The sequence below is a fragment of the Mesorhizobium sp. LNHC252B00 genome (assembly GCF_000502955.1).
Taxonomy (GTDB): Bacteria; Pseudomonadota; Alphaproteobacteria; order Rhizobiales; family Rhizobiaceae; genus Mesorhizobium.
This window is the reverse complement of the sequence record NZ_AYWO01000060.1, coordinates 1-9908: the sequence shown is the minus strand read 5'-3', so window position 1 is coordinate 9908 and position 9908 is coordinate 1. Positions and strand designations below refer to the sequence as shown.

General features: G+C 59.6%; 7 protein-coding genes and 6 pseudogenes. 7 read left to right on the top strand and 6 right to left on the bottom strand.

Annotation, left to right across the window (positions count from 1 at the left end; translation table 11 throughout):
• Positions 1-340 precede the first annotated feature (340 nt).
• From X744_RS01000000170685 to X744_RS1000000171250, 4 genes and pseudogenes are all read right to left on the bottom strand, one after another.
• Positions 341-640 carry an Lrp/AsnC family transcriptional regulator gene (locus X744_RS01000000170685; protein WP_023763130.1) on the bottom strand — a complete coding sequence of 100 codons (300 nt, stop codon included), beginning with the start codon at positions 638-640 and terminating at the stop codon, positions 341-343.
• Positions 641-670: 30 nt separating this feature from the next.
• Positions 671-751: pseudogene (locus X744_RS1000000175785) on the bottom strand (AsnC family transcriptional regulator); the annotation flags it as partial.
• A gap of 253 nt (positions 752-1004) precedes the next feature.
• Positions 1005-1657, bottom strand: a pseudogene (locus tag X744_RS1000000173190) (glycine cleavage T C-terminal barrel domain-containing protein); the annotation flags it as partial.
• 217 nt (positions 1658-1874) lie between these two features.
• Positions 1875-2678 carry a formyltransferase family protein gene (locus X744_RS1000000171250; protein WP_023763127.1) on the bottom strand — a complete coding sequence of 268 codons (804 nt, stop codon included), beginning with the start codon at positions 2676-2678 and terminating at the stop codon, positions 1875-1877.
• A 488-nt stretch (positions 2679-3166) separates the two neighbouring features.
• Here X744_RS1000000171250 and X744_RS01000000170675 point away from each other — a divergent pair.
• A pseudogene (locus tag X744_RS01000000170675) lies at positions 3167-3626 on the top strand (transposase); the annotation flags it as partial.
• Between the two features lie 260 nt (positions 3627-3886).
• Here the strand turns inward: X744_RS01000000170675 and X744_RS01000000170670 are convergent.
• Positions 3887-4925 (bottom strand): annotated as a pseudogene (locus X744_RS01000000170670) (IS110 family transposase).
• On the opposite strand from X744_RS01000000170670, the gene X744_RS1000000175780 reads away from it, so the two are divergent.
• The 5 genes and pseudogenes from X744_RS1000000175780 to X744_RS1000000174240 form a co-directional block, all read left to right on the top strand.
• Positions 4917-5255, top strand: a complete 339-nt coding sequence (locus tag X744_RS1000000175780) for a hypothetical protein (RefSeq protein ID WP_245266881.1) — start codon at positions 4917-4919, stop codon at positions 5253-5255. The pseudogene X744_RS01000000170670 and the gene X744_RS1000000175780 sit on opposite strands and share 9 nt — an antisense overlap.
• Positions 5242-5388 (top strand): annotated as a pseudogene (locus X744_RS1000000176340) (transposase); the annotation flags it as partial. The gene X744_RS1000000175780 and the pseudogene X744_RS1000000176340, both read left to right, overlap by 14 nt.
• A gap of 138 nt (positions 5389-5526) precedes the next feature.
• Positions 5527-7080 (top strand): IS21 family transposase, encoded by a 1554-nt coding sequence (gene istA, locus X744_RS140175; RefSeq protein WP_031261467.1) that lies wholly within the window; start codon positions 5527-5529, stop codon positions 7078-7080.
• 17 nt (positions 7081-7097) lie between these two features.
• Complete coding sequence (gene istB, locus X744_RS140180) at positions 7098-7874, top strand: IS21-like element helper ATPase IstB (RefSeq protein ID WP_031212798.1); 777 nt, start codon at positions 7098-7100, stop codon at positions 7872-7874.
• Positions 7875-7980: 106 nt separating this feature from the next.
• Positions 7981-8255: pseudogene (locus tag X744_RS1000000174240) on the top strand (transposase); the annotation flags it as partial.
• A gap of 400 nt (positions 8256-8655) precedes the next feature.
• Here the strand turns inward: X744_RS1000000174240 and X744_RS00640 are convergent.
• Complete coding sequence (locus X744_RS00640; protein WP_156938658.1) at positions 8656-9174, bottom strand: transposase; 519 nt, start codon at positions 9172-9174, stop codon at positions 8656-8658.
• A 469-nt stretch (positions 9175-9643) separates the two neighbouring features.
• Between X744_RS00640 and X744_RS1000000174235 the strand changes: the two genes are divergently transcribed.
• Positions 9644-9781, top strand: a complete 138-nt coding sequence (locus X744_RS1000000174235; protein ID WP_023763116.1) for a hypothetical protein — start codon at positions 9644-9646, stop codon at positions 9779-9781.
• The last annotated feature ends 127 nt before the right edge of the window (positions 9782-9908 follow it).

The window sequence follows — 9908 nt, the reverse complement described above, 5'->3', positions numbered from 1 at the left end:
ATTGCCCGTCCATGAAAGCAACCCCATCCGGATAGCGCCGTCTATCCAAGTGATGCTCCTCGACACTTCGAATCGCGGGTAACAACTGTGTCATTTGGATTTCTTCTTCCTTACACCGAGACGGTTGCTTTGCCGCGTCGAAGAATCTGGCAACTCATACCGTCCCGACGCAGGATCGACTACGCCCCGTAGATTGCACGGTTCTCCAGTCGAAAAAGCTCAATCTGATGGTGGACGCGCAATGGCGGTTTCAAAACGCGGTCCGGAGTGAGGACTTCAGCGCAGCCCGCGCAACTCTACACCCTTACCCGCGGCTCGAACGTGGCACGATCAAGCGAAATCATGCTTCGGAATTTTCGGACATCGGGTTGGTATAAAGCTTCGTTTTAACGAAGACATCAAAAGCCTCGACGTCCTCGACCATATCACGACCAGGACGAAATCGGCATCGCCCGTAACCATGTAGCACTGGGGTAACTTCTTTGGCCACGCGCATCGCGCGCTTGCACTCATCGACAAGGTCAAGACGCTCACGGTCGAGCACTGCCGTAACCACAACGGTAAGCGATTTGCCGAGAGCTTTCGGATCCACCAGCGAGATATCCGCAACGATCACGCCATCCGAACGCGGCTTGTTCACTCGACGTATGCATGACGCTGCCGAGGAACCCGCCAATTCCGCCAGTTCTGCAAATGAGAGCCGGTTGTTCCTTTGTAGAGCCGCGAGAATCCTTCGATCTAGGTCATCCATGGAATAATGTCTGCTATGATTGCAACGTCAATAATCGCCGGAAGTGCCGCTACATTCATTGCAGTTCGCCTGCAAATTGAAATAATCAAATCAAATACGACCCGCCGACGGAAAGAATCAGCCGCCGTCAGAAGACCTATCCAGGGAAATCCGTCTATGGCCGCCGCAAAGCCCCGGCATTTCAAACCACGCCACCGACGGGCTTTAACGCCAAGCCGGATGAAGCTAGGGCGCGCGAGGGTCGGAAATCAGGCTAGGCGCGGACGCGCTCCGAGCCCGGGTTGTACATTGGTGTTGGCGATACCTGTGCTTCGGCAACGGGTCCCGCCACCTCGATGGTATAGCTTGACGCAGTCATCGCCCTAAGGATGCCTCGCCGGGCTAGGCGCAAGGCACATCGCCCAGACCGACAGCCCCCTATTGGCATGGCCGTAATTGCCGGAGGTCAGGAAGCCGCCGACGCAGGATCGGCTCGTTGTGATAGAGCAGCAATTCCGGATCAGTCAGACGGAAATGCATCAGGCGCCGCGAGAGCCCTTCTTCGCGCTTGCGTAGCACCGCGTCTCGACCGATGAAATCGGCGGTGCGCGTCGCGCCCTTGGACCCGGATTTTCCCGAATGAGGTCATGTCCAGGAGGCCCACCCCTCGCGCAACGCCATGTGCTCCTCGAAACTGTTCTCGAACCAGTTCTGCCGCTTCCAGCTATAGCGGTATTCCCGCTCCTGGCCCGGCTTGGCGAACCAGTTGGCGCGCTCCCAGCCCGCGACTTCGCCGAAGACCGCCCCGCGCGACTTGAGATGCTCATGCAGCGGCGACCGGCGGACCCCGCGCGCGGTCGCCATCTGACGATACGGGAAGTGGTCCGCATATAGCAGAGCCAAAGTCTCGCTCACACGATCTCTGATCGCGGGGCTGATTGCAAGCTCATTGTCGACGTATCGATATAAGGCAAAAAGGAGCTTGCAATCAGCCCCGCGATCAGAGAACCCTATGTAGTTGAAAGGCTCGCCAAACGCTTACAATACGCTGGTGTCCGCGGCCGAGAATAGGCAAGCAACCTGAAGGTTTCGCACTACGCCGGTATATGTTCCGGCATGTTGGAGTGTAGGAATAGCGGGACATTCAGCGCGGCGTCAAGCCGATAAGATTGCCCACGCTCACGATTCGTTCGTGAGTCTGAATCCTCTCAACGAGCCATTTCGGAGGCGTGAAGAGGGGGGGACCGTATAAGGCGCGATAGAGCCGCTCAAGTTCTTCCGCGCTGCGTGTAACGTCCGTCGATCCCAAGAGTTCGGTGATCATCCGTGTGGTATAGAGGCGAGCCTCGCGCTTACCCTCAGCTATGAGCGCGGCCTGGGATAGCGGGGTAGTGGATCCGTCCAACAGACGGAGCCAAACCTCGCAGAAGAGCGCGTATCCATAAAGGTGTGCTCTGGTGCCTAGGGAGAGAGCTGTTTCCGAAGGCAGGACAGGAAACTGCAACTCCCCGATAATATCTCCCCCATCGAGCTGCTCCGAAAGGTGGTGGACGGTCACTCCGAAGTTCTTGTCACCATTAAGTAGGGCGTGCGTCCGCGCACTACTGCCACGATATTCAGGCAGGGGGGCCGGATGCAGATTGATTCCTCCTCGATCGAACTGTGCAAGGATATGGGCGGGAAAGATCTTGGGCCAAATCACGCTTACGAGAAAGTCTCCGTGATGGGAAATTTCGTCCATTGACTCCAAATACGGTATTCCATATCGATCGGCGATTTCCCAAAGCTCTTCGCTGGTTTCGCTGCTCCACCACGTTTTCGCGTTCCGGGACGCCCCAAGGATAGCCGAGACTGGCTCCTTGCCGCAAGTCTCAATGATAAACAGGATGCAGCGAGTTGCGAGTCCCCGGGTGCCAGCAAAAACGAGCCCGTTACTAAAAATCGACATTTCTCAGCCTCATATCTTCTTGCGGCGATGCATAAAGCACTCTCGTTGAGGTGCTCACAACTGTGGGGCGATGTAGCTCGACGAGTTGCTCCAGATGCTGCATCTTACGATTTCGTCATGCATCTTGCGATAACGTCCGCGCTCGCTCTTGCGCAGGAATGCCTGCGAAGAGCGNCAGACGTGTGCTCTTCCGATCTGAAGCATGACCAAAACCTCATCTGTCCGAGATAGCTGCCGACATGTTATATTAACTGAAAGTTGATAGCATTAGACAGGTTTCGTAAACTACCAATTCTAGCAGGTTGCTTGATCGTGAGCGGGCCGGGTGCGAGGCGAGCCCTTTGGCGGCGGTGATCGACAGATGGGGTATTCGGCTTGAGCCTCATCGTTTGGCGGTGATGCCATCAAGGTGCTGCGCTTCGAGCTGATGATAAAACGTGGTCGGTTCCCTGGAACAGCCATAAGCCATCAGGAAGGAGAAGCGTAGCATGAAACATTGTGCGGGATTGGACGTCTCGGTGAAAGAGACCGCAATTTGCATCGTCGACGAAACGGGCACGGTGTGCGGCGAGGTGAAGGTGCCGACCCATCCCGAGGATATTGCGCGGGTGCTCAAGGATCCCGCCTGGCGGTTGGAACGCGTCGGGCTTGAAGCCGGACCTTTATCGCAATGGCTGTTCGAAGGCCTTGCCAAAGCCGGCCTGCCGATGATCTGCATTGAGACACGTCACACCAAGGCATTCTTGAAGGCGCAGGTGAACAAGACCGACCGCAATGATGCGCGCGGGATCGCGCAGAATGATGCGGGTCAATCTGTTCCGCCCGGTGCAGGTCAAGACCCTGACGAGCCAGAAGCGCCGGGCGCTGCTGACGGCGCGCAAGCTCTTAAAGGACAAGGCGATTGCCATCGAGAACGACATCCGCGGGCTGTTGCGCAACTTCGGTCTTCTGTAACGGGCCTCGATAAGTCAATCCTCTTTTGTTTTGCGTCATCCAATCGCCGGGGTCTCGCTTCTGTACGGGGTCGGCGCGACGGCCGCCACCTGATGGGGTTTGAAGAGGATGAGGCCGAGCCAATCTCAAGGCGCGTGGTCGCAATGCCGACGTCCGAAGTTGCGGTCTGACCTGATCCATCGTCCCGGCGACGGGACTTCGCTTCGGGAAGGCCTGGTGTCGTGACCCGCCCGAAAACCGTGGTTCTTCCTTTCTTAAGCGGCTGCCGTCGTCGTCCTGGCCGCGACGTTGAAGACAGTTCCGTCGGCGAGCATGCGGTGCAGGATCACCGCAAGCTTGCGCGCCAGCGCCACCTTGGCCTTCTGTAACGGGCCCGCCGGCCGATCCGCATCGCCCAGCTTTTGAGCTCCGTGCAGCCCTTGAGCGGCTTGGTCAGCATGATGTGGGCGGCCTCAAAGAGCGCCGTGCGCACCGCGGCATCGCCGATCTTGCTGATGCGGCCGCTATAATCGGTCTCGCCGGATTGATACTTCTTCGGGGTCAGGCCGAAATGCGCACCCGCCTGCTTCGAGGAGCAAAATCGCCCTGGATCGTCGATCGCAGAAGCATAGGTGAGCGCGACGATCGGACCGACCCCCGGCGTCAACATCAACCGCCTGGCCCTGGCGTCCCGCGCACCAGCGCGCGAACCTGCTTCTCGAAAGCCTGGAACTCGCGCAGTAGCACGGCATGCACAGAAAGCAGCGCCGTGGCCACCATCTTCAGGTTCGGATGGCCAGCCACCAGTTCGTGGATGCGCCCGGCAAAGCCGCGCGGTGTGGTCTTGCCGACCTTCAGCCCGAAGCCGCGCAAGATGCCGCGCACACTGTTCTCGACATCCCTCAGCTTCGATTGAATGAGCTTGCGCGCCGTCAGCACCGCCCGCACCTCTTGCGCGGCCAGCGACTTGCAATGCACCGGCCGGAACCAGCCAAGCCGCATCAGCTGCGCGATCCCGCGCGCGTCATTGCGGTCCGACTTCACCGGGATCGCCTTGAAGGCGTCGCGCACATGCCGCGTCTCCAGCAGCTCCACCGCCAGTCCCGCTCGCCGCATCGCTGCATAGAGCCATTGCGACAGCGGCCCGGCTTCCAGGCCGATCCGAACCAGAGGAAGGCCGAGCGAGGCAAACCAGGCAATCAACGCCTCCGGCTCGCTCGCCACCCTGTCCTCGCGAACGATCTTGCCGCTTGCATCGACAACACACACGCTCGAGTATTCCAATGACACGTCGATCCCTGCATAATGCTCCATGGTCGTCTCTCCTTGATGTTTGGCGCTGGCTTCGGCCATGACGCCGTTCACACCATCAGTGTGAGGGACGACCGCCGTTGCGCCAAGCAGGCCGCGAGCGGAGCGCGCCACTCACAGCGCCGCAGCGCAGCGAGCGGCTTGCCTGGCGGCCCGTTACCCCATCTCAAGATTGGCAAGGTCGGTGCGGTCAAGTTTGAGGAGCGGATCCGCGAGCTCACCGAAGGCATGCCCGATCTGGCCGAGATCGCCGAACGGTTGCTACGCGCGCCGCAAGCTGCGCCAGAATCATGCCGCCCTGCACCGCAAGCTTCTGGCGATCGTCCGGGATGATGAGGTTTGCCGCCGGCTGATGTCGATCCCCGGTGTCGGCCCCGTCGTGTCGCTGGCCTACACCGCGACGATCGATATCCCCGCCCGCTTCCGCAACTCCAAGGCGGTCGGTCCGATTTTGGGCCTGACGCCGGCGCTCCATGAATGCGGGTTTCGCAAAGTCCCGGACAAGGAATTCAGTAAGTCGCGGACAAAACAGGCGGCGGAATTAGGTCGATTTTCGTGAGCGCCGATCTGGCATTTTGCCCTCGTATTCGAAGCGAGGACATCAATGCCGAGACGGAAGCGAGCGAGACATACGAGCGTGAAGGACATCCGATCGATACTGCGGCTGACGTTCGAGCAGGAACTCCCTGTGCGGGCCGTTTCGGAGCGTTTGAAGATCAGCAAGACGTCGGTATCGACGTATCTGCTGCGGGCACGGGAAGCCGGACTTGCGGTCTGGCCGCTGCCCCCTGGACTGGACGATGACGAGGTTCTGGAGCGACGGCTCTTTCGCCGGATGGGACGGCCGCCGCGTGACATCGATGAGCCGGACTGGCCGAAGATTGCCAGCGAGCTGAAGCGCAAGGGCGTGACGCTCAATCTGCTGTGGCAGGAATATCGTGAGAGCCATCTGGACGGCTATGGCTACACCTGGTTCTGCTGCCGTTTTGCCGAATACGAAAGCCGCGTCAAACCCAGCTATCGCAGCCGGCACGTTGCTGGCGTCGCCATGGAGTGCGACTATGCTGGCCACACGATCCCCGTCATCGACCCGTCGACAGGAGAGATCCGCGCAGCGCAGATTTACGTCGCGGTGCTGAGCGCGTCTCAATTGACGTTCTCTTATGCGAGCTTCAGCCAGAAGCTGCCGGATTGGATCGAAGCGAACCAACGGGCCTTCAGTTACTTCGGCGGCGCGACGAAGACGACGATCTGCGACAATCTCAAATCCGCGGTTGCCAAGGCTCTTTGGTTCGAGCCGACGTTAAATGCGACCTTCGCCGCCTTCGCCGAGCACTACGATACGACCATCCTGCCAGCGCGGCCAAAACGTCCTCGGGATAAGCCATCCGCCGAAGGTTCAGTTTTAATCGTCGAGAGGTGGGTGCTGGCCAGGCTTCGAAACGAACGCTTCTTCAGCCTTGCTGATCTCAATATCCGGATCAGCAGTTTGATCGAAGACCTCAACGGCCGGACCATGCGCCGTTATGGCAAATCCCGCCGTGCGTTGTTTGATGAGATCGAACGCACCCAGCTCAAGCCACTGCCGGCAACACCGTTTGAATATGCAGAATGGAAAGTCGCCAAGGTCCATCCCGACTATCATGTCGAGGTCGACAAGACCTTCTACTCCGTGCCGCACGGTCTGATCGGCAGGCGGGTCGATGTGAGACTGACCTACCGGGCGGTCGAGATCTTCTTTGACCATAAGCGGATCGCCAGCCACATCAGAAGCTCGCAGCGCTCGGGCCATATTACCGTCAATGAGCATATGCCGAAGTCCCACCAGCGCTATGCAAACACGACGCCTCACACGTTGCGCAAGGAAGCGGCAAAAGTCGGGAGCAATACGGCGGTATTTATCGAGCGTCTGCTGAGTGACCGCCCGCATCCGGAACAAGGCTATCGATCCGCGCAGGGCGTCCTTTCCTTGGCGCGACGCTACAAATCCGATCGCCTGGAAATGGCGTGCGAGCGTGCCTTGACCATCAATGCAATGAGCTATTCGTCCGTCGCCAACATTCTCAAATCTGGTCTCGACCAAGCTGCGCCCGTGAGCGAGGCCGTCAAGCCGGCACCGCCGCACGGCAATATCCGCGGTAAAACCTACTATCAATGAGAAAGGAAAACACCCAGATGCTGACACATCCAACCCTTGATCAAATGCACACGCTCGGCCTTGCCGGAATGGTCGCGGCCTATCGCGAGCTTGCCGAGCAGGTCCATGGAAACGACCTCAGCTTTGACGAGCGGCTCGGCCTGATGCTCGACCGCGAGATCGCACTGAGAACAGACAAACGGCTGACCAATCGGTTGGCAACAGCAAAGCTGCGTTTTGCCAATGCCTCGATCGAAGACATCGATTTTAGCACTCACCGCGGCCTTGATCGCCGGAACGTCTTATCCTTGGCGCAGGGGGCATGGCTGAAGGCAAACGAGAACTTGATTCTGACAGGCCAAACGGGCACCGGAAAGACATGGATTGCCTGCGCCTTCGGACGACAGGCGGCCCGTCTGGACTATTCCGTGCTCTACGTTCGCATGCCACGGCTCTTCGAGGATCTCGCACTTGCAAGGCTCGACGGACGCTTCCCGCGCCTTATCGATAAACTCGCTCGCGTCCAGCTGCTGATCCTCGACGATTGGGGAACGCATACGCTGAGCGACAGGCAGCGCCTCGATCTGCTCGAAATCTTCGAGGAGCGATACCGGCGGAAATCGACGCTGATCACGGCTCAACTTCCTGTGGCCGCCTGGCATGAAATGATCGGAGAGGTCACTTTAGCCGATGCGATCCTGGACCGTATCGTTCACAATGCGCACCGCATAACGCTCGAAGGCGACAGCATGCGAAAGCGAAAACCATCGACGCTCTTGACCGGCAGCGAAATAACCGAAATCAATCACTCCTAACAGCAACAAGGCAACCGGAACTCGATCGCTTCCGTTGTCCGCGACTTAGCGAAACGCTTGTCCGCGATTTACTGAAACGGCTGTCCCAATTTAGTGAAATCCGCACCATGAATCGGGCGAAAGCCGCCGGGTGGGCGGGATCTCGTTATGCGGCGACGGTATGATGCGAACGTTGCTCTATGAGGCCGCGCAGACCCTGCTGACGCGGGTGACGAAATGGTCCTGGCTGAAGGCCTGGCGATGGACGTCGCCAAGCGGCGCGGCCAGCAGAAAGCCATCGTTGCGCTCGCCCGCCGGCTGGCGGTGATCATGCATCGCATCTGGAGCGACGGCACACAGTTCCGCTGGACCAGGACGGAGATCATGCCGGTCGCCGGATGAACAATTGATAAACATCGCCCCCGGATAGACGGGGACGACACGCGTTCCACCCACCGGTGGAAAGCTGTCCTTCGCGGAACGAGGATGAGGTGAGTTCGTCGACTGGCTTGGCTCGATTGCCCATCATCGGCAATCAAGGCGCTCGACAGATTGTTCCACCCATTCTTCTGAATCACCATAGAGGGCAGGGCCAGAGCGCCGATCCCGGAAAGAAGCAAGGCCCCGCGAAAGACGTCCAATGCCGGCAAAGCGAAAAAGAACTAGGAGGCGCTTGACTTCAAACCGCCTAATAGAGAAGCCAGTCGGTCAAGGCTCCGGAAGCTGAAACAAAGGTTACGACGCCGGCAAGTAACCGGGGCAAAAGCGGCGGCGTTTGGGCGCGTCGATCTGCTGTTGGGGTTCAGCGAGCGGCGAGGAGAACGGGAAGCGGTAGGATCTTGCGGCCAGGGATGCCGAGGCGGTCGCCGAGATCCCAGAAGCTGACACCGAGCTTGTTGCAGATATTCATCATGCTGAGCATGGTGTCGCGGGCGGCACGGCCCTGGTCGCTGTGGGTTCCGCCGCTGATCTTGCGCCGGGTCACGACGCTGCGGATATCGTTCTCCGAGCCGTTGGTGTGGAGCGGAATGTCCGGGCGTTGGAGGATCTTCAGGAAGCTTTGGCGGTCGGTCCGGATGCGCGCGAGTAGACGGTCGAGGGTCACGAACCTGGTCTTCATGCCGACGATCCGGTCGAACCGCCGGGCCAGTTCCCTGGCTCTTCGGGGCGTCGGATCCAGACACCACGCCTTGATGTCGTTATAGAGCCACCAGATCCGGCTCTGGATCAGGGCCTTGGCGCGGCGCTGCGGTTCGGTGAAGCTATCGTGAGCATGGATCTGCCGCTCCATATGGACCCAGCACCGCGCGTGCTCGCCGATTGCGAACTAGCCCGCCCCAAGTGGCGGCCGCGGCGTTATTACTCGGGTGTATCGGGTTAGAGTGGGTGGCGGTTTGGCGGGCGGCGTGATTCCGTCAGGCGATGGCGGAGCCACCAGATTCTCGAACGCTGACCCTGCGGCCCTGCTCGACATGATCCTGCAGTTGCGGGCAGAGGTCGCCGGGCCTCGCGCCGAGAATGCGTCTCTGAAGGATGAGATCCGGCGTCTGAAAGGTCTATCGCCGCGCCCGACGCTGAAGCCGAGCGGGATGGAGCAGTCGTCCAAGCGGAGCTCACCTGTGGCAACGGGTCCGAAGCGGCGTGGCTCGAGCCGGGCGATCGTCACCGAAGAGCGCCGTCTTTGTTATGAGCCGCCACCGGGCTCGCGGTTTGTGGGGCGGACAAGCTTCGTGGTGCAGGATCTGACGAGCGGGGTGCGGGTGGTCCGGTATCATCGGGACCGCTGACGTTTGCCGGATGGCCGGATCGTCGTCGCTGCGCTGCCGGACGGGGTCGACGGGCACTTCGGTCTGGAACTTCGTGGAGCGATCGTCGCGTTGCTGCGCGACTTCGGCGTGTCGATCTCCATGGCAATTCTGCCGGACTGATCCAGGCCGCTTTTCGGGACGTCCAACTAGCCCGTCTTATGCACGACGATGTGGCTTTGAGGCTGGCGGATGTAGCTTAAGCGATTGATTTGGCGTAGGATTCGGTTGCTTAGGCCAACCCTTCCAC

Bases quoted from the DNA above. Each gene is read 5' to 3' on its own strand.
- X744_RS1000000171250 (WP_023763127.1), bottom strand. From the start codon at position 2,678: ATGTCGATTTTTAGTAACGGGCTCGTTTTTGCTGGCACCCGGGGACTC.
- X744_RS1000000175780 (WP_245266881.1), top strand. From the start codon at position 4,917: ATGCTCCATGGTCGTCTCTCCTTGATGTTTGGCGCTGGCTTCGGCCAT.
- istA (WP_031261467.1), top strand. From the start codon at position 5,527: ATGCCGAGACGGAAGCGAGCGAGACATACGAGCGTGAAGGACATCCGA.
- istB (WP_031212798.1), top strand. From the start codon at position 7,098: ATGCTGACACATCCAACCCTTGATCAAATGCACACGCTCGGCCTTGCC.